The organism is Cellulosimicrobium sp. CpK407, from assembly GCF_051844275.1.
Lineage (GTDB): Bacteria > Actinomycetota > Actinomycetes > Actinomycetales > Cellulomonadaceae > Cellulosimicrobium > Cellulosimicrobium cellulans_G.
In genome coordinates this window covers 47,458-65,904 of the sequence record NZ_JBGNYC010000016.1, presented here as the reverse complement: position 1 = coordinate 65,904, position 18,447 = coordinate 47,458, and the positions used below count along the sequence as shown (strand labels likewise).

Genomic DNA, 18,447 nt, shown 5'->3' with positions numbered 1-18,447 from the left:
TCGGCGCGCACCCCGACACATCCCCAGCTCTCGGAACTCCCTCGGAGGACGACCATGCCCAGCAACGAAGCCCAGACCAAGGCCCAGCGCCGCGAGGCCGCGCGCGCGGAGGCCCTCGCGCTGCGCGAGGCGCAGGCCAAGCGCGACAAGCGGAACCGCCTCATCACGATCGGAGCGCTCGTCGCGGGCGTCCTCGTCCTCGTCGGCGTGTTCCTCGCCGTGTGGATCCCGGCCATGAAGGACCAGAACAAGACGATCGACGCCGTCGCGGCCGGCAACCTCGCCGACGTGACCAGTCCGTCCACCGCGCGCGACGACGGGGGCATCCCCCTCGGCGCCGACGGCACCGCCGGGACGGAGAACGACGGCGCGGTCGAGGTCGGCGTGTACCTCGACTACATGTGCCCCATCTGCGGCCAGTTCGAGGAGACGAACGGCCCGACGCTCGACCAGCTCCGCGAGTCGGGCGACGTGACCGTCGTGCTGCACCCCGTCGCGATCCTCGACCGCATGGCGAACGCGCAGCAGTTCTCGACCCGCTCCGCGGCGGCCGCCGCGTGGATCGCGGACCGCGCGCCGGAGCAGATGAACGCGTTCAACGCGATCATGTTCCAGAACCAGCCGGAGGAGAACAAGGAGACGCTCACCGACGAGCAGATCGCGGACCTCGCCGAGCAGGCCGGCGTCCCGGCCGACGTCGCCGCGGGCATCGCCGACGGGACCGCGGTCGAGACGTTCGGCGACTGGGCCGCCACCGCGACGAGCCTCGTCACCCAGGACGAGGCGCTCGCCAACCCGCAGTCGGGCGGCTTCGGCACGCCGACGATCACGATCGACGGCAAGCGCTGGGACGGCAACTGGAGCGACCCGAACGCGCTCTCCGCCGCCGTCACGGCCGCGCAGGGCTGACCTCGCGGGCCGGCGCCGCGAGCGGCGTCGGCCCCGGTCCCCGGCCGTCGGGCGAGCAGGTAGTCTGTTCGCTCGCCCGGCAGCCCGGGCGCGCCGCCTTAGCTCAGCTGGTAGAGCACTCGCCTTGTAAGCGAAAGGTCGTCGGTTCGAACCCGACAGGCGGCTCCACCACGACGCCCCCGGTTCCGTGCGGAACCGGGGGCGTCGTCGTGTCGGCGCGCTCCGTGAGATCGGCAGCTTCTGCCCGGATCGGCAGTCGCGACCGCCGATCTCGGCAGACACCGCCGATCTCGTGCGCGTTCGGCGGTCCGCACCGCTCAGCGGTCGGCGAGCGGGACCGGGAGGAGCTCGGGCGCCTTCGGGAGCCGCCCGTCGCCCGACGACGTCCCGCGGAGGCGGCGCTGGGCCCACGGCACGACGTGGGTGCGCACCCACTGCGCGTTCTGCCGGGCCCGGTCCAGCGCCGGGACCGGCGGCAGGGGTGCGAGCGGGTCGTCCCACGCCGCGTCGTCGGGCGCCTGGCCCAGCCCGACGAGCGCCGCCTGCGCGACCCGCCGGTGCCCCTCGGGCGTCAGGTGGATGCGGTCCTCCGACCACACCCGCCAGTCCTGGAGCGCGCGCATGCCCCAGAGGTCGAGCACGTACGCGCCCTGCCGCCGTGCGATCGACCAGACGTGCGCGTTGTACACCCCGACGCGCGGGCGCGTGAGGCTCACGAGCGGCGACTGCGACGCGTCGAAACCGGTCGCCATGAGCACCTCGATCCCCGCCCCGCGCAGGCGTGCCACCGCGTGCTCGAGGTTGCGCGCGAGGCGGTCCACGTCGGCGTTCGGCCGCAGGATGTCGTTCCCGCCGCCCACGAGGCTCACGAGGTCCGGCTTGAGCTCGAGCGCCGCGGGGACCTGCTCGGTGAGGATCGAGCGCAGCTTGCGCCCGCGGATCGCGAGGTTGGCGTACCGCAGCGGCTCCTCGCCTGCCGCGACGCGCCGCGCGGCGAGGTGCTGCGCGAGGAGGTCGGCCCAGCCGCGCTGGTGGTCCTCCTCGCCGGGGTACGGGTCCCACAGCCCTTCGGTGAACGAGTCGCCGATCGCGAGGTAGCTCGACCAGCGGGGCGGTGCGTCGGGTCGAGGGACGTCGGAGGCGTCACCGGCCAGGGGAGTGGTCGTCGGGTTCTGCGTCGTCACCCGCCCATTCTGCTCCCGCCGCACCATGCCCCGTCGACCAGGCACCCCGGCGGGTCGAGCAGGCGATGTCGGCGCGTCACGCGACGAGGACGGGCCAGGACCACCTGCTCGGCGGGGTGGGGTCAGGTCGTGGGGAGGGTCCAGACGACCGGGGCGGCGCCCTGGGCGACGAGGAGCTCGTTGACGCGGGAGAACGGGCGGGAGCCGAAGAAGCCCCGGCGGGCCGAGAGCGGGCTGGGGTGGGCGCTCGCGACGACGGGGGTGTCGCCGAGCATCGGGCGCAGCGTGGCGGCGTCGCGACCCCACAGGATCGCGACGAGCGGGGCGTCGCGGGCGACGAGCGCGCGGATCGCGGCCTCCGTCACGGTCTCCCAGCCCTGGCCGCGGTGCGATCCGGGCTCGCCCGGACGGACGGTGAGCACCCTGTTGAGGAGCATGACTCCCTGGTCGCTCCACGCGGTGAGGTCGCCGTTCGCGGGCGTGGGGGCCCCGACGTCGTCGGCGAGCTCGGCGAAGATGTTCTGGAGCGATCGCGGCACCGGCCGCACGTGCGGCTGCACGGAGAACGACAGTCCCATGGGGTGCCCCGGGGTGGGGTAGGGGTCCTGCCCGACGACGAGGACGCGCACGTCCGCGAGGGGCCGCGAGAACGCGTTGAGGATCGCCGACGGCGCGGGCAGGTACTCGCGCCCGGCCGCGACCTCCGCGCGCAGGAAGTCCCCGAGCGCGTGGAGCTGCGGCTCGACGGGCGCGAGGGCCTCGGCCCAGTCGGGCGCCATGATGCTCGCGAGCGGGGGGCGGGGGCTCGGCGTCGGTCCGGTGACGGCCGGGGTGCTGCCCGGGGCGACGTCGACGGGCTGGGCGGGTGCGCTCTCCACGGCACCGAGCCTATCGGCCGCCCGGAGCGCCCCGTCACGCCTCCGGCGAGGACGAATGACACTCGTGTGGTTCGTGCGTACGCTGAGAGGCGGCCGCGCGCACCGAGGTGCGCAGGTCCCGTGACGAGAGAGTGCAGGGAGGGAACGATGAGCGAGGCGGCGTACGTGCTCGACGGACCCGACGCGGTCGGCGACCCGACCGTCCAGGAGGCCCCGTCGTCGGGCCTGAGCGAGCGCGACCAGGAGATCCTGGCGTTCGAGCGGCAGTGGTGGAAGTACTCGGGCGCCAAGGAGCAGGCGGTGCGCGAGCTGTTCGACATGACGGCGACGCGCTACTACCAGGTGCTCAACGCGCTCATCGACTCCCCGGCGGCGCTCGCGCACGACCCGATGCTCGTCAAGCGCCTGCGCCGGATGCGTTCCACCAGGCAGCGGGCTCGCACGGCCCGCCGGCTCGAAGGCCTCTGACGTGCGGACCGCCGTCGCCCGTGAAGTCCGGGCGAACTGGGCGTTTAGCCAACGGGCCTGACCGGGCTACCCTGTCGCCGTGACGAAGAGCCGCTACCCCTACGCGCCCGACGAGTTCGACGCGCCCGCGCAGCAGGGTGCGCCCGTCGGGGTGCACCGCACGCCGCGCAGCGGGTGGAGCAAGACGTGGCCGTTCCTGCTGGTCGCCGTCGTCTTCGCCGGTCTCGCCTACGGGGGCGTCGCGCTGCTGTCGGACAACGGGGCGACCGAGAACCCGCCGCAGGCGCAGTCGACCGACCCCGCCGCGGAGGAGACCGAGGCGCCTCCTGCCGACGAGACCGAGGAGCCTCCCGCGACGGAGGAGCCCCCCGCGGCGGAGGAGCCCCCCGCCGACGAGACTCCCGCGGCGCCCGACCTCGCGACGCTCATGGCTGCCGCCGACCCGTCGGCCAGCGTCCGGGTGCTCAACGCCAGCGGCATCGGCGGTGAGGCAGGGAAGGGCCGCGACGCGCTCACGAGCCAGGGGTTCACGAACGTCGAGGCTGCGGACTACGAGGGCGACCCGGACGAGATCGCAGCAACCACGGTCTGGTACGGCGAGGACCGCAGCGACAGCGCCGCCGCCGTGGCGGCGATCCTCGGGATCCCGGCCGAGCAGGTGAGCCAGCAGACTCTCCGGGCCGGTGACGTGGTGGTCATCGTCAAGTCGGAGCTCACGCCCGTCGGCTGACGACGGCGCGGTCTGCTCTCCCTGCTGTCGTGGTGGCACCGGTGTGACCTGCTCGTTCACCTCGCCATCTGCCTGTCGCGGCCACGCGTTCGACCTACCGCGCGCGCCACGGTCGGGCTAGGCTCGGGCTACCACGGGGCGGGGGTCGCCTCGCGGGCGACGATGCACGAGGAGAACGTCAATGGCTCAGGGCACCGTGAAGTGGTTCAACGCCGAGAAGGGCTACGGGTTCATCACGCCTGCGGCCGGCGGACAGGACCTCTTCGTGCACTTCAGCGCGATCCAGACCGACGGCTACCGCACGCTCGACGAGGGCCAGGAGGTCGAGTTCGAGCTCGGCCAGGGCACCAAGGGCCCGCAGGCCGAGCAGGTGCGGCCGCTCTGACGCCGCTCACGAGGGTCGCGTGACGGAGAACCTCGACGCCGTCGTCGTCGGTTCGGGCCCCAACGGGCTGGCCGCCGCCGTGACCCTCGCACGCGCCGGTCTCGCCGTGCGCGTCCTCGAGGCGCAGCCGACGATCGGTGGCGGCGCGCGCACGCTCGACCTCGGCCTCGCGGACGGGGTCGTGCACGACGTGTGCTCGGCCGTGCACCCGATGGCGTGGGCGTCGCCGTTCTTCGAGGCGTTCGACCTGGGCGCGCGCGGCGTGGAGCTGCTCGTGCCGGAGGTGTCGTACGCGCAGCCGCTCGACGGTGGCCGCGCGGGCATCGCCTACCACGACCTCGACCGCACGGTGGATCGTCTCGGCGTCGACGGCGCCGCCTGGCGCGCGCTGCTCGGCCCGCTCGCGGAGGGCTGGCGCGACGTCGTCGCGCTCGCCCTGGGCGACAAGCGCTCCGTCCCCGGGCGGGCGCTGACGCCGGGCGGGGCCGCGGTCGCCGCGCGGTTCGGCGCCGCCGTCCTCGAGCAGGGGAGCGCGGCCTGGGGGCGCCGCTTCCGCACCGAGGAAGCGGGCGCGCTGCTCACGGGGGTCGCGGCGCACGCCATCTCGCGGCTGCCCTCCCTGGCCGCCGCGGGCACGGCGCTGCTGCTCGCCTCGCTCGGCCACGCGCCGGGCGGCTGGCCGCTGCCGCGGGGCGGGTCGGGCGCGATCGTCGCGGCACTCCTGGACGACCTGCGCGCGCACGGCGGCGAGGTCGTGACCGGCCACCGCGTCGGTGCGATCCAGGACCTGCCGCGGGCCCGGGCGTACGTGTTCGACACCACGCCCGGCGTCGTCGCGGAGGTGTTCGGCGACCGGCTGTCTCCCCGGGCGGAGTGGGCACTGCGGCGGTTCCGGCACGGCGACGCGGCCGCGAAGGTCGACCTCGTGCTCTCCGGTCCGGTCCCGTGGGCCGATCCCGAGGTGGGGCGTGCCGGGACCGTGCACGTCGGCGGGACGCGTGCCGAGATGGCGCGTGCCGAGGCGGACGTCGCGGCCGGTCGGCACGCGGCCCGGCCGGTCGTGCTCGTGAGCGACCCGACCGTCGTCGACCCCGCGCGCGAGGTCGACGGGGCGCGGCCGTTGTGGACGTACGCGCACGTGCCCGCCGGATCGACGCGTGACGTGACGGAGGACGTCCTCGGTCAGCTCGAACGGTTCGCCCCGGGGGTCCGGGACCTCGTCGTCGCGTCGCGGTGCGTGCCGGCGGCGGAGATGGCCGCGCACGACGAGAGCTACGTTGGTGGCGACATCGCGGGTGGCGCGGTGAGCATGTGGCAGATGGTCGCGCGCCCCACCCCCCGGCTCGACCCGTACGCCGTCGGGCTGGAGGGCGTCTACCTGTGCTCGGCGTCGACGCCCCCCGGGCCGGGCGTGCACGGGCTCGGCGGCTGGTACGCCGCGCGGCGCGTGCTGCGCCGGGAGTTCGACGTCCGCGCGGAGCCCGATCTGGCTCCGACGGCGGACGTGGGCGCCAGGTAGCGCTCGCGATCGACGCCACGTCGCTACCTCTGGTGACCACGCCTCTACCTCAGGTGGCCTCGGCTCTACCTCGCCGGGTCGGCGGTGGTCGTGTCGAGCTCCACGAGCGCGAGCACGACGAGCGCGGAGCTCCAGGAGAGCGGCGCGACGGCGGCCGGGGAGCCGTCCGCCAGGACCTTCTCCGGGATCGCGCCGGACGCGGTGCGGTGGTCGTCCACCCAGCGGAGCCACTCCCGGGCGTCGGCCCGGTCCTCCGGGTCCGACGACGACGCGGCGGCGAGCGCGTAGAGCGTCGTCTGCGGCGTCCAGGAGATGCCGTCCTCGCGCCAGCCCGCCCCGGGCGCGAGGCCGCCCGCGGGTCGCAGCATCTCGGTGACCGACGCGCGCCACGCGACGTCCGCGCCCGCGAGCGGCTCGGGCTGGAACGGCGGCAGCACGAACGCGGTCGACGCGTCCCGCGCGCCTCCGGTCACGTGGCGCGGGTAGCCCTGCGACCCGAACGACCGCTCGACGGCCATGCGCAGGCGCGCGGCGGCCAGCGTCGCGTCGGTCGCCCGGCCGGTCTCGCCCGCCGCGGAGTAGACGTCGGCCGCGGCCTCGAGCCCGGCGAGCAGGGGGCCGGCGGTGCCGAGGGTGAGCGCCGTCGGCTCGACCTCCCAGTAGTCGCTCGACGGCGGGGGCAGCGGGTCCTCGCCGTCGACGAGCGCGAGCGCGTGGTCGGTCGCGGCGTCGACGAGGGGCCGCAGCTCCGCGGCGACCTCGCGCCGCTCGGCGGCGGGCGTCTCCTCGAGCACGACGTCGGCCGCCCACAGGACCCAGCCGACGCCGTCGGACTGGAGGCCGCGGTCGTCGGGCACGCCCGAGCCGTCGGGCAGGTAGCGCGCGTGGAACGACCCGTCGTCCTCCTGGACGCGGGCGAGGAAGCCGAGGACGCGCCGCGCGTCGTCGACGTGCCCGGTGCGCGCGAACGCTGCCGCCGTGAACGACGCGTCGCGCGGCCACACGTAGCGCCACTTGGGCGAGGCGGCGGCGAGCGCGGCGCCGTCGTCGAGGGTGAGGGCGCGCAGGTCCAGGAGCGCGGCCTCGCCGAGCGCGGCGAACGGCCCGTCCCCGCCGGGGACGACGCCGGACGCGAGCCAGGCGCGGGACGCGGCGGCGGCGTCCTGCGCCCGGTCGGGGTCCAGGAGCGCCGACGCGTCGAGCCGCGGTCCGGCGACCTGCGCGAGCCGGTCCGCCTCGCCGTCCGCGGGGTCGATGCCGTCGGCGAGCGCGACAGGGTCGAGCGCCGCGGGGTCGAGCACACGGCTGCCGGGGAGGTACGTCACCGCGGCCCCGGGGGCGAGGCGCAGGAGCGCGGTGCCGCCGTCGGGGGTGGCCGCGACGGCGACGCCGTCCTGGTACAGGTCGATGTGCTCGCCCGTCGGAGCCGCGACGGCGGTCGCGGCGGTGAGGCCGAGGGCAGGGACCAGCACGAAGCCGGCCAGGGCTGCTGCGAGGCGCCACGACGGTGTTGCGCGGATCACACCGCGCATCCTAAGGGGCGGCGCGGCGCGGTGGGTTTCGCCCGTCGCGATACGGGGGGCGGGCGCGGACGGGCTGTCTTGCACTCGCACGGTGCGAGTGCCAATAATGGCGTTAGCACTCTCGTCATGAGAGTGACAGAAGTGACCAGCGCAGGCAGCCGCTCACGCGGCTGCGGCGCAACCCACCAGGTCGACAGGTGAGGCCCGCCCCGGCGGCGTGACATGAACGCCGCCCGTCGCGGGCCGTCCGTCGCGGGCGCCGGCCGACCGCCATACGCCACCAGCGGAGGATCATTCCCCATGGCCAAGATCATCGCCTTCGACGAGGAGGCTCGTCGGAGCATGGAGCGCGGGCTCAACGCCCTCGCCGACACCGTCAAGGTCACCCTCGGCCCCAAGGGCCGCAACGTCGTGCTCGACAAGAAGTGGGGCGCGCCGACCATCACGAACGACGGCGTCTCCATCGCCAAGGAGATCGAGCTCGAGGACCCGTACGAGAAGATCGGTGCGGAGCTCGTCAAGGAGGTCGCCAAGAAGACCGACGACGTCGCGGGTGACGGCACCACCACCGCGACCGTGCTCGCCCAGGCGCTCGTGCGCGAGGGCCTGCGCGTCGTCGCGGCCGGCGCCAACCCGATCGCCGTCAAGCGCGGCATCGAGAAGGCCGTCGACGCGGTGACGGAGCAGCTGCTCAACGCCGCGAAGGACATCGAGACCAAGGAGGAGATCGCCGCCACGGCCGCCATCTCCGCCGGCGACCCCGCGATCGGCGAGCTCATCGCCGAGGCCCTCGACAAGGTGGGCAAGGAGGGCGTCATCACGGTCGAGGAGTCGAACACGTTCGGCCTCGAGCTCGAGCTCACCGAGGGCATGCGCTTCGACAAGGGCTTCCTCGCGCGCTACTTCGAGACGGACCCCGAGCGCCAGGAGGCCGTGCTCGAGGACCCGTACGTCCTCATCGTCGAGTCCAAGATCTCGAACGTGAAGGACCTGCTCCCGGTCCTCGACCAGGTCATGAAGGCCGGCCGCTCGCTCCTCATCATCGCCGAGGACGTCGAGGGCGAGGCGCTCGCGACCCTGGTGCTCAACAAGATCCGTGGCACGTTCAAGTCCGTCGCCGTCAAGGCCCCGGGCTTCGGCGACCGCCGCAAGGCCATGCTCCAGGACATCGCGATCCTCACCGGCGGCCAGGTCATCACCGAGACGGTGGGCCTCAAGCTCGAGAACGCGACGCTGGACCTGCTCGGCCAGGCGCGCAAGGTCGTCGTCACCAAGGACGAGACCACGATCGTCGAGGGTGCGGGCGACGCCGACCTGATCCAGGGTCGCGTCAACCAGATCCGTGGCGAGATCGAGAAGTCGGACTCCGACTACGACCGCGAGAAGCTCCAGGAGCGCCTCGCGAAGCTCGCCGGCGGCGTGGCCGTCATCAAGGCGGGTGCCGCGACGGAGGTCGAGCTCAAGGAGCGCAAGCACCGCATCGAGGACGCCGTGCGCAACGCGAAGGCGGCCGTCGAGGAGGGCATCGTCGCCGGTGGTGGCGTCGCGCTCATCCAGGCCGGTGCCGTGGCGTTCGAGAAGCTCGAGCTCGAGGGCGACGAGGCGACCGGTGCGCAGATCGTGCGCGCCGCGATCGACGCCCCGCTCAAGCAGATCGCCGTCAACGCGGGCCTCGAGGGCGGCGTCGTCGCGGAGAAGGTGCGCAACCTCCCCGCCGGCCAGGGCCTCAACGCCGCGACCGGTGAGTACGAGGACCTCCTCGCCGCCGGCGTGAACGACCCGGTCAAGGTCACGCGCTCCGCGCTGCAGAACGCCGCCTCCATCGCGGCGCTCTTCCTCACGACCGAGGCCGTCGTCGCCGACAAGCCGGAGAAGGCTCCGGCCGCCCCCGGTGGCGACGGTGGCATGGGCGGCATGGACTTCTGATCCACGCCTGACCTTCTCCCGGCTCGTCCGGGAGGTCGCAGGACATCGAAGGCCGTCGGCCGGGTTCGCCCGGTCGGCGGCCTTCGTCGTGCCCGCCCGCGGGAGTCCTCCTCCCGTCGCCGGCGGGCCCGGGGGAGTCGCGGTACACGCACGTATAACGCCGTGTATACACGCCGGAAACGAACGCCCGGCAGGATCGCCGCCATGCACCTGACGCCCGCGGACACCGAGAAGCTGCTGCTCGCCGTCGCGGGCATGGTCGCGCGCGACCGCCGCGACCGCGGCGTGCTGCTCAACTACCCCGAGACCGTCGCCCTGCTCACCACGTGGGTGATCGAGCGCGCTCGCGAGGGGGCGGGCGTCGAGGAGCTCATGGTCGCCGGGCGCGAGGTGCTCGGGCGCGACGAGGTGATGGAGGGCGTCGCGGAGATGCTGCCCGACGTCCAGGTCGAGGCGACCTTCCCCGACGGGCGCAAGCTCGTCACCATCCACCAGCCGATCGCCTGAGCCGGACCGGTCCGGCGCACGCACGAGGCTCAGCGAGAGCGAGGCGACACATGGCAGGCATCCGTACGAGCGGCCCGGGCGCGGTCCGGCTCAAGCGCGGCACCGAGGGCGTGCCGGTGGTGCTCAACGCCGACCGCACCGACGACGAGCGGGTGACGCTGGTCGTGACGAACACCGGAGACCGCCCGGTCCAGATCGGCTCCCACCTGCACCTCCCCGACGCCAACGCCGCGCTCTCCTTCGACCGCGCCGCCGCGCACGGCTTCCGGCTGGACGTCCCGTCCGGCACGTCGCGCCGCTTCGAGCCCGGCGCGTCCGCGGAGGTCGAGGCCGTCGCCCTCCAGGGCAGACGACGCGTGCCCGGCCTCCAGCGCGGCAAGCCCGACGGCGGCGCCCTGGACCACCCGACCGAGCCCGTCGAACCCGGGGTCGCTCCCCAGGACCCCGCAGACGTGGGGAGAGATCCAGGGTTCGGCGGGCGGGGCACTTCCGAGGAGGACTGATTCATGGTCGCGATCTCGCGCGAGCGTTATGTCGCGCTGTACGGGCCGACGACGGGGGACCAGGTGCGCCTCGGCGACACCGACCTGTGGATCGAGGTCGAGGAGGACCGCACGTTCGGGGGCGAGGAGGCCGTCTTCGGCGGTGGCAAGTCGATCCGTGAGTCGATGGCGCAGGGAACCACGACCCGCGCCGAGGGCGCGCTCGACACGGTGGTGACGAACGCCGTCGTGCTGGACTGGTGGGGGATCGTCAAGGCCGACGTCGGGATCCGGGACGGGCGGATCGTCGCGCTCGGCCGCGCGGGCAACCCCGACGTCGCGGACGGCGTCCACCCGGACCTGCACATCGGCCCGTCGACGGACGTCGTGAGCGGCGAGGGCAAGATCCTCACCGCGGGCGGCATCGACTCGCACGTGCACCTCATCTCGCCGTCTCAGGTGGTCGAGGCGCTCGCGACGGGCATCACGACCGTCGCGGGCGGCGGGACCGGGCCGAGCGAGGGCACGAAGGCGACGACGGTCACGCCCGGTGCCTGGCACCTCGAGGCGATCCACCGCGCGCTGGACCGGCTCCCCGTGAACGTCCTGCTGCTCGGCAAGGGCAACACGGTGAGCGCCGAGGGCCTGCGCGAGCAGGCCATGGCCGGCGCGGGCGGGTACAAGGTGCACGAGGACTGGGGCTCGACCCCGGCCGCGATCGACGCCGCGCTGCGCGCCGCCGAGGACTGGGGGCTGCAGGTCGCGCTGCACTCCGACTCGCTCAACGAGGCCGGGTTCGTCGAGTCGACTCTCCGGGCGATCGGCGGCCGCTCGATCCACGCGTTCCACGCCGAGGGCGCGGGCGGTGGCCATGCGCCCGACATCCTCACCGTCGCGAGCCACCCGAACGTCATCCCCGGCTCGACGAACCCGACCCTCCCGCACACGGTCAACACGGTCGCCGAGCACCTCGACATGCTCATGGTGTGCCACCACCTCAACCCGCAGGTCGCGGAGGACCTCGCGTTCGCCGAGTCGCGCATCCGCGGCACCACCATCGCGGCCGAGGACGTGCTCCACGACCTCGGCGCCATGTCGATCACGTCGTCCGACGCGCAGGCCATGGGCCGCATCGGCGAGGTGGTCACGCGCACGTGGCAGGTCGCGCACGTCATGAAGGCCCGGCGCGGCGCGCACCCCGGCGGCGCGCGCGGGCCAGAGCTCCCGGCCGACAACCTGCGCGCCCGGCGCTACGTCGCGAAGTACACGATCAACCCCGCGGTCGCGCACGGGATCGACGCGTACGTGGGATCGGTCGAGCCGGGCAAGGTCGCGGACCTCGTGCTGTGGGAGCCCAAGCTCTTCGGCGTCCGGCCGAGCGTCGTCATGAAGGGCGGCGCGCTCGTGTGGGGCGCGCTCGGCGACCCCAACGCGTCCATCCCGTCGCCGCAGCCCGTGCTCATGCGTCCGGCGCTCGCCGACGCGATCGGCGCCGACGTGTCGATGTCGTTCGTCTCGCCCGCCGCGCTCGACGACGGCCTGGAGGAGCGGCTCGGGCTCGCCCGGCAGCTCCTCCCGGTCGCGGACACGCGCGACGTCGGCAAGGCGCAGATGAGGAACAACGACTACCTGCCGCGGATCGACATCGACCCCGAGTCGTTCGCGATCGAGGTCGACGGCGAGCTCGTCGTTCCCGCTCCCGCCGACCGGCTGCCCCTCGCGCAGCTCTACTCGCTGTTCTAGCCATGAGCGCGATGCCGGAGGTCGACGGGGAAGGACGCGCGGAGCTCATGCTCGCGCTGCTCGCGGACGCGCGCCTGCCCACCGGCGGGCACACGCAGTCCGCGGGCCTCGAGCCCGCGCTGCGGGCGGGCATGCCCGCGGCGCAGGTTCCCGACTACGTGCGCGCGCGCCTCGCCACGGTCACGCGCGTCGAGGCGGCCACGGCGGTCGTCGCGCGGCACGTCGCGCTCGCGGCCGGCCCTGTGCCCGACGGCGCGGGGTCGCCCCCCGCGGGCGGCGCGTCGTCCGCCGGGGTGCCCGACGGCGTGGCGTCCGTGGCGCGCGACCTCGCCGACACCTGGCTCGCCTGGGCGGCCCGGACGCCGTCGTCCGCGCTCCGTGAGACGTCGCGACGGCTCGGCCGCGGCTACCTCCGGCTCCTGCGCCGGCTGTGGGAGGGGCATCCGGCCGTCGTCGCGCTGGACGAGGCGGCGGTGCTGGTCGCCGACGCGCGACGTGCCGACGGGGTGTCGGACCCGGGCGCGGGCGCCACGTCGGCCACGCGAGCGGTGCCGGGTGCCGGAGCCGACCCGGGCGGCCGCGCGGCGACGGGCCGCAGGGCGCCGCAACCCCCACGACCCGTGGTGCTCGGCGTGACGGCCGCGTGCGCGGGGCTGTCCGCGCGGCAGGTCGCGCGTCTCGTCGGGTACGAGGACGTGCAGACCGTCGCCGCGGCGACGCTCAAGCTCGAGCCCGTCGACCCGGTCGTCGCGACCGGCTGGGTCGTCGCCGCCCAGCCAGCGATCGACGCGCTCGCCCGCGCCGTGGCCGACCTGACCGACCCCCGCGCGATCCCCGCGCACGGCGCACCGCTCGTCGAGCAGTGGGCCGAGCTCCACTCCCGCACCACCGAGAGGCTGTTCAGTGCCTGACATCCTGCCTGAGACCACTCCCGACACCCGCTCGCTGCGCCTCGGCGTCGCCGGACCCGTCGGCACGGGAAAGAGCTCGCTCATCGCGCTCCTGTGCCGCGAGCTGTCCGGCGTGCTGCAGCTCGGCGTCATCACCAACGACATCTACACCGACGAGGACGCGCGCTTCCTGCGCTCGGCGGGCGTGCTCGACCCGGAGCGCATCCGCGCCGTCGAGACCGGCGCGTGCCCGCACACCGCGATCCGCGACGACGTGACCGCCAACCTGCTCGCGGTCGAGGACCTCGAGGAGGACTTCGCGCCGCTCGACGTCGTGCTCGTCGAGTCGGGCGGCGACAACCTCACCGCCACGTTCTCGCCCGCGCTCGTCGACGCGCAGATCTTCGTGCTCGACGTGGCGGGCGGCGGGGACGTCGCCCGCAAGGGCGGCCCCGGCATCGCGCGGGCCGACCTGCTCGTCGTCAACAAGACGGACCTCGCGCCCTACGTGGGCGTCGACGTGCCACGGATGGTCCTCGACGCGACGGCCGCGCGCGACGGCGCCCCGGTGCTCGCCCTCTCGCGCCTCGACCGCGAGTCGATCGACGCGCTCACCACGTGGGTGCAGACGCTGCTCGCCGCGCACCGCGCGGGCGCGCACGTGCCGCAGGACCCGGGGCCGATGGCGCCCCACTTCCACGCGGACGAGGACGGGAACGGGTTCCTCCACACGCACGAGGAGGGCGACGTGGCGCACGCGCACGACCACTCCCACGCCGACGAGCACGACGGCGCCGCGGCCGAGCCGGTGGCCGCCGCCGGGCGCGACTGAGGCGCGGCGGCGAGGCGCCGATGGACGACGTGACGCGCGTCGGCGCGTACCGGGAGGCGGGTCGCGTGCGGTGTGACCTGCGTCCCGGCGCGCTGAGCCCGCGCGTCCTGTCCGCGGGGCGCGGCGTGGCCCGGGTCGCGCTCGTCGCGACGCGCGCGCTGCTCCTCGGGGACGACCACGTGCGGGTCGAGGTGCACGTGGGGGACGGCGTCGAGCTCGAGCTCGTCGAGGTGTCGGGCACCGTCGCGTACGCCGGGCGCGGCCGGTCGGCGTCGTGGGACGTCGACGTGCGGGTCGACGCCCGCGGCCTCCTCGTGTGGGACGCGCTGCCGTTCGTCGTCGCGGACGGGGCCGACGTCGCGCGCTCCACGCGCGTGACGCTCGCCGCGGGCGACGCGCACGGTGCAGGGGGCGTCGCGCTGCTGCGCGAGACGCTCGTCCTGGGCCGCTCCGGAGAGGCAGGAGGGCGGCTGCGCTCGCGCACGCGCGTCGACGTGTCGGCGCCGGGTGCCACCCGGACATCCGGTGGTGTCGGTGGGACCGGTGAGTCGGCGGCGCCGGAGGGGTCGAGACCCCCATGGCAGAACGACCCGGCAGGGCCGGAGCACGTGCGCGAGCTCTTCGTCGAGGACCTCGACCTCGGCGACGACCGCGCACTGCCCGGGATCCTCGGCGACGCCCGGGTCGTCGACTCGGTGCTGTGCCTCGGCACCCGGCCGCCCGCGCCCGCCTCGGTCCCCGAGGAGACCACCGCGCCTCGCCGCCCACCGCCGCGGACGTCCGCACCCTTCGGGCCTCTGCGGCTCGACCTCGACGGACCCGGCGCGGTCGCCCGCCACCTCGGCGCGAGCACCCACGACGCCGGCATCGACGTCGTCGTGGCGGCCTGGACGACGGCGGCCCGGGCGGCCCGGGCCGACCTCGCCGGCCCGCCACGCGACGCGACGCCGTCCCCGAGCGTCGCCGCACCCGTGGACACCGACCACACCGAACCCCGCACGACACTGCTGACGACAGGAGCCTGACATGCACGTCCCGGACCACTTCCTGAACGACCCCACGTCGGCGACGACCGCCGTGGTCTCCCTCGCCGCCGTCGGCTACGCCGCGTACCGGGCGCGCGAGGACCTCACCCCGCGCCGCATCGCCCTCACGGCGGCGACGACCGGGTTCGTCTTCGCCGTCCAGATGCTCAACTACCCCGTCGCGGCGGGCACGAGCGGGCACCTCATGGGCGGGGCGCTCGCCGCCGCGCTCGTCGGGCCGTGGCTCGGCGTGCTGTCCGTGACGCTCGTGCTGCTCGTCCAGTCCCTCGTCTTCGCGGACGGCGGTCTCACCGCGCTGGGGACGAACGTGCTGCTCATGGCGGTGGTCGGGACCCTCGTCGGCTGGGCGATGACCCGCGGGGTGCTGCGGCTGACGCGCGGCCGGGGCGCGGCCGGTGCCGCGGGCGTCGGGGCGCTCGTGAGCGTCCCCGTGTCCGCGGCGGTGTTCGCCGGGCTGTTCGCCGTCGGCGGGACGGTGCCGGTCCCGGTGGGCGAGCTCGTCGGCCAGATGCTCTCCGTGCACGCGGTGATCGGGCTCGGCGAGGCGCTCATCACGGCGGGCGTCGTCGGGCTCGTGCTCGCCGTCGCCCCGGGAGCCGCGGCGGTCGAGGGCGTGGCGCGCTCCGCGGCGAGCCGCGCCGTCGTGCCCGACGCCGCGGCCTCGCCGGGTGCAGCGGTCTCGCCTCGTCCTGTCGGGTCGCTCGCGGCGGCACCCGCCGGCGCGCTGCGCCGCGCCGTCCTCGCGCTCGGCTCGGGCGCGCTGCTCGCCGCGGTCGTCGTGTCGTCGTTCGCGGCGGCCACGCCGGACGGCCTCGAGGCGACGGCCGCGTCGGTCGGCTTCGCCGACGCGGCGCGCGACCACGCGTTCGCGGGGATGCCGCTCGCCGACTACGGCGAGGCCGGCGGGATCTTCGTCGGCGTCGCGGGCCTCGTGGGCGTGGCCCTCGTCGTCGCGCTCACGGCCGGGCTCCTCGCCACCGCCCTGCACGCGACCACCCGCCGCGCGGCGACCGCACCGGCCGCCTGACGAGCGTGCGCACCCGCGGAAGACCACCGAGGGAGAGCCCTGGTCGGCCGAGGTAGAGCCCTGGTCGGCCGAGGTAGAGCCCTGGTCGGCATCGGTTGATGAGCAGGCTGCGCCTGGCTCCCTCGCGCTGCCGCTCCTCGGCCTCGCCCTACCGGACCAACCGGATCTCGACGATCCCGCCGAAGCGGGTGTCGGCATGCCGAGGCCCGTCGGGCTCGAACCCGTTGCGCGCGTAGAAGCGCCGCGCGCGCGGGTTCTCCTCGGCCACCCAGACCTGAGCCGGCCCGGGCGGGACGACGACGTCGAGCAGGGCCTGTCCCGTCCCCGTCCCGTGGTGCTCGGGCAGCACGTACAGGGCGTACAGCTCGACGTCCCGCACAGGCGCGTAGCCACCGACTTCCCGCGACGGGCCGCCGATGCCGAACCCGACCACTGCGTCGTCCACCTCCGCGACGATGATCCGGCTTCGGCCAGGCGGAGCCTCCGGCCCGAGCCGGCGCTTCCACGACGAGGTGCGTTCCTCGAGGGTGGCGGTCTGCCAGAACGAGTCGGGCACGAGGTCGGCGTAGGTCGCGCGCCACACGGTGTGGTGCACGAGCGCGAGACGCGTGGCGTCGTCGGGCTCGGCGGATCGGAGCAGCACGGGGCGAGCGTAGTCGCGAGGTAGAGCTCCGGTCGCGCGAGGTAGAGACGAGGTTCAAGAACGCTCCACGACCACAGCTCTACCTCGGCCGACTACGGCTCTACCTCGGCAGACCAGGGCTCTACCTCGGCTGACCAGGGCTCTACCTCGGCCGACCGGGGAGTCTGCCTCGAGAGACGTTCTCGGGCGCGTGACCGGATCGTGACCGTGTGACACGTGCCGTTAACAGGACGGGCAGATCGGCCGAAACACGGCGTCACTAGCGTCGACATCAGTGGGCACCGCTACGGGCACAGCAACGTATACATGCCTGTACCCGGTGCTCGCGGCGAGCGACCGCCTGCCCGGCGGCCGCCGGCTCCCTGCTGAGAAACCTGCGCAGAACTCCGCTGTGCGACCCTCGCTGAAAGGACTCTCGTGACACCTTCACGCGCCACGACCCGTCTCGCCCCGGCTGCCGCTCTCGTCGCCCTCGCGCTCACGCTCACCGCGTGCGGCGCGAGGACGGAGACCGGCGACGGAGCGGGCGCCGCGACCAGCGCCGCCGAGAGCTGCGTCGACACCTCCGGCGACACCGTCAAGATCGGCTTCCTCAACTCGCTGTCCGGCACCATGGCGATCTCCGAGCAGACCGTCGCCGACTCTCTCGCCCTCGCGGCGGAGGAGATCAACGCCGACGGCGGCGTGCTCGGCAAGCAGCTCGAGATCGTCCGGGAGGACGGTCAGTCCGAGCCCACCGTCTTCGCCGAGAAGGCGGAGAAGCTCATCACGAGCGACTGCGTCGCCGCGGTGTTCGGCGGCTGGACGTCCGCGTCGCGCAAGGCGATGCTCCCCGTCTTCGAGGCGCAGGACTCGCTGCTCTTCTACCCGGTCCAGTACGAGGGCCTCGAGTCGTCGCCGAACATCTTCTACACCGGCGCCACGACCAACCAGCAGATCGTCCCCGCGCTCGACTACCTGAAGGAGCAGGGGGTCGAGTCGATCTTCCTCGTCGGCTCCGACTACGTCTTCCCCCGCACGGCGAACAAGATCATCAACGCCTACGCGGAGGCGAACGGCATCGAGGTCCTCGGCGAGGAGTACGCGCCGCTCGGCCACACCGACTTCTCCACGATCGTCAACAAGGTGAAGTCCGCGGGGGCGGACGCCGTGTTCAACACGCTCAACGGCGACTCCAACGTCGCGTTCTTCAAGGAGTACAAGAACGCGGGCCTGGGCCCGGACACCATGCCCGTCGTGTCGGTGTCGATCGCGGAGGAGGAGGTGGGCGGCGTCGGCGTCGAGAACGTCGAGGGCCAGCTCACGGCCTGGAACTACTACCAGACCATCGACAGCCCGGAGAACGCGACGTTCGTCGAGGCGTTCCAGGCCAAGTACGGCGCCGACCGCGTGACGTCCGACCCGATGGAGGCGGCGTACACGTCGCTCTACCTGTGGAAGGGCATGGTCGAGAAGGCGGAGTCGTTCGACGTCGCCGACGTCCAGGAGGCCGCGGACGGCGTCACGTTCGACGCGCCGGAGGGCTCCGTCACCGTGAACGGCGACAACCACCACATCGCCAAGACCGCCCTCATCGGCAAGATCGGCCCCGACGGCCTCATCTACACCGAGTGGAGCTCGGGCGAGCCGATCGAGCCCGACCCGTACCTCGAGGGCTACGACTGGGCCGAGGGCCTCTCCTGACGACTTCGTCGCTCCCGACCCGCTGAGTCCGGCGGGGACCGGGGGTGTGCGTGCCGGGTCTACCATCCGCCC

The 18,447-nt window shown here is 74.2% G+C and carries 18 protein-coding genes and 1 tRNA gene; 15 read left to right on the top strand and 4 right to left on the bottom strand.

Translation table 11 applies throughout. The features are described from left to right. Positions 1-54 precede the first annotated feature (54 nt). Entirely contained in the window at positions 55-909 is an 855-nt protein-coding gene (locus ABWU78_RS09420; protein WP_253052632.1) for a DsbA family protein, read from the top strand. 92 nt (positions 910-1,001) lie between these two features. Next, positions 1,002-1,077: transfer RNA gene (locus tag ABWU78_RS09415), tRNA-Thr, on the top strand. 149 nt (positions 1,078-1,226) lie between these two features. Here the strand turns inward: ABWU78_RS09415 and ABWU78_RS09410 are convergent. Both ABWU78_RS09410 and ABWU78_RS09405 read right to left on the bottom strand, forming a co-directional pair. Then, on the bottom strand, positions 1,227-2,093 hold the full coding sequence (locus ABWU78_RS09410) for an SGNH/GDSL hydrolase family protein (protein ID WP_439158173.1): 867 nt from the start codon (positions 2,091-2,093) through the stop codon (positions 1,227-1,229). Between the two features lie 122 nt (positions 2,094-2,215). Beyond that, positions 2,216-2,872 (bottom strand): uracil-DNA glycosylase, encoded by a 657-nt coding sequence (locus tag ABWU78_RS09405; protein WP_253053649.1) that lies wholly within the window; start codon positions 2,870-2,872, stop codon positions 2,216-2,218. Between the two features lie 246 nt (positions 2,873-3,118). Between ABWU78_RS09405 and ABWU78_RS09400 the strand changes: the two genes are divergently transcribed. From ABWU78_RS09400 to ABWU78_RS09385, 4 genes are all read left to right on the top strand, one after another. Beyond that, the gene (locus ABWU78_RS09400; RefSeq protein WP_253052634.1) at positions 3,119-3,439 is read left to right on the top strand and encodes a DUF3263 domain-containing protein; all 321 of its coding nucleotides are present in this window, start codon (positions 3,119-3,121) and stop codon (positions 3,437-3,439) included. Between the two features lie 79 nt (positions 3,440-3,518). After that, complete coding sequence (locus tag ABWU78_RS09395) at positions 3,519-4,169, top strand: LytR C-terminal domain-containing protein (RefSeq protein WP_353708468.1); 651 nt, start codon at positions 3,519-3,521, stop codon at positions 4,167-4,169. Positions 4,170-4,350: 181 nt separating this feature from the next. Continuing rightward, on the top strand, positions 4,351-4,554 hold the full coding sequence (locus ABWU78_RS09390) for a cold-shock protein (RefSeq protein WP_205206970.1): 204 nt from the start codon (positions 4,351-4,353) through the stop codon (positions 4,552-4,554). Between the two features lie 19 nt (positions 4,555-4,573). Continuing rightward, on the top strand, positions 4,574-6,073 hold the full coding sequence (locus tag ABWU78_RS09385) for a phytoene desaturase family protein (RefSeq protein ID WP_439158172.1): 1,500 nt from the start codon (positions 4,574-4,576) through the stop codon (positions 6,071-6,073). 65 nt (positions 6,074-6,138) lie between these two features. Here the strand turns inward: ABWU78_RS09385 and ABWU78_RS09380 are convergent, their stop codons facing one another. Beyond that, entirely contained in the window at positions 6,139-7,596 is a 1,458-nt protein-coding gene (locus tag ABWU78_RS09380; RefSeq protein WP_439158171.1) for a glycoside hydrolase family 15, read from the bottom strand. A 300-nt stretch (positions 7,597-7,896) separates the two neighbouring features. Here ABWU78_RS09380 and groL point away from each other — a divergent pair, with 300 nt between their 5' ends. The 8 genes from groL (at position 7,897) to ABWU78_RS09340 (ending at position 16,049) form a co-directional block, all read left to right on the top strand. Next, positions 7,897-9,522, top strand: coding sequence for a chaperonin GroEL (groL, locus tag ABWU78_RS09375; protein ID WP_253052642.1), 1,626 nt, complete (start codon positions 7,897-7,899; stop codon positions 9,520-9,522). 204 nt (positions 9,523-9,726) lie between these two features. Further along, positions 9,727-10,029, top strand: a complete 303-nt coding sequence (locus ABWU78_RS09370; protein ID WP_253052644.1) for an urease subunit gamma — start codon at positions 9,727-9,729, stop codon at positions 10,027-10,029. Between the two features lie 50 nt (positions 10,030-10,079). Further along, entirely contained in the window at positions 10,080-10,532 is a 453-nt protein-coding gene (ureB, locus tag ABWU78_RS09365; RefSeq protein WP_439158170.1) for an urease subunit beta, read from the top strand. Between the two features lie 3 nt (positions 10,533-10,535). After that, positions 10,536-12,254: an urease subunit alpha gene (locus ABWU78_RS09360; RefSeq protein ID WP_439158169.1), complete on the top strand. Its 1,719-nt coding sequence runs from the start codon at positions 10,536-10,538 to the stop codon at positions 12,252-12,254. 2 nt (positions 12,255-12,256) lie between these two features. Then, the gene (locus ABWU78_RS09355; RefSeq protein ID WP_439158168.1) at positions 12,257-13,165 is read left to right on the top strand and encodes an urease accessory UreF family protein; all 909 of its coding nucleotides are present in this window, start codon (positions 12,257-12,259) and stop codon (positions 13,163-13,165) included. A gap of 4 nt (positions 13,166-13,169) precedes the next feature. Then, complete coding sequence (gene ureG / locus ABWU78_RS09350) at positions 13,170-13,976, top strand: urease accessory protein UreG (RefSeq protein WP_439158184.1); 807 nt, start codon at positions 13,170-13,172, stop codon at positions 13,974-13,976. 20 nt (positions 13,977-13,996) lie between these two features. Further along, positions 13,997-15,001, top strand: coding sequence for an urease accessory protein UreD (locus tag ABWU78_RS09345; RefSeq protein ID WP_439158167.1), 1,005 nt, complete (start codon positions 13,997-13,999; stop codon positions 14,999-15,001). 1 nt (position 15,002) lies between these two features. Beyond that, positions 15,003-16,049 carry an energy-coupling factor ABC transporter permease gene (locus ABWU78_RS09340; protein WP_439158166.1) on the top strand — a complete coding sequence of 349 codons (1,047 nt, stop codon included), beginning with the start codon at positions 15,003-15,005 and terminating at the stop codon, positions 16,047-16,049. Between the two features lie 148 nt (positions 16,050-16,197). Here the strand turns inward: ABWU78_RS09340 and ABWU78_RS09335 are convergent, their stop codons facing one another. Further along, positions 16,198-16,692: a GNAT family N-acetyltransferase gene (locus ABWU78_RS09335; protein ID WP_439158165.1), complete on the bottom strand. Its 495-nt coding sequence runs from the start codon at positions 16,690-16,692 to the stop codon at positions 16,198-16,200. 417 nt (positions 16,693-17,109) lie between these two features. Here ABWU78_RS09335 and urtA point away from each other — a divergent pair, with 417 nt between their 5' ends. After that, positions 17,110-18,375 (top strand): urea ABC transporter substrate-binding protein, encoded by a 1,266-nt coding sequence (urtA, locus tag ABWU78_RS09330; protein ID WP_439158164.1) that lies wholly within the window; start codon positions 17,110-17,112, stop codon positions 18,373-18,375. The last annotated feature ends 72 nt before the right edge of the window (positions 18,376-18,447 follow it).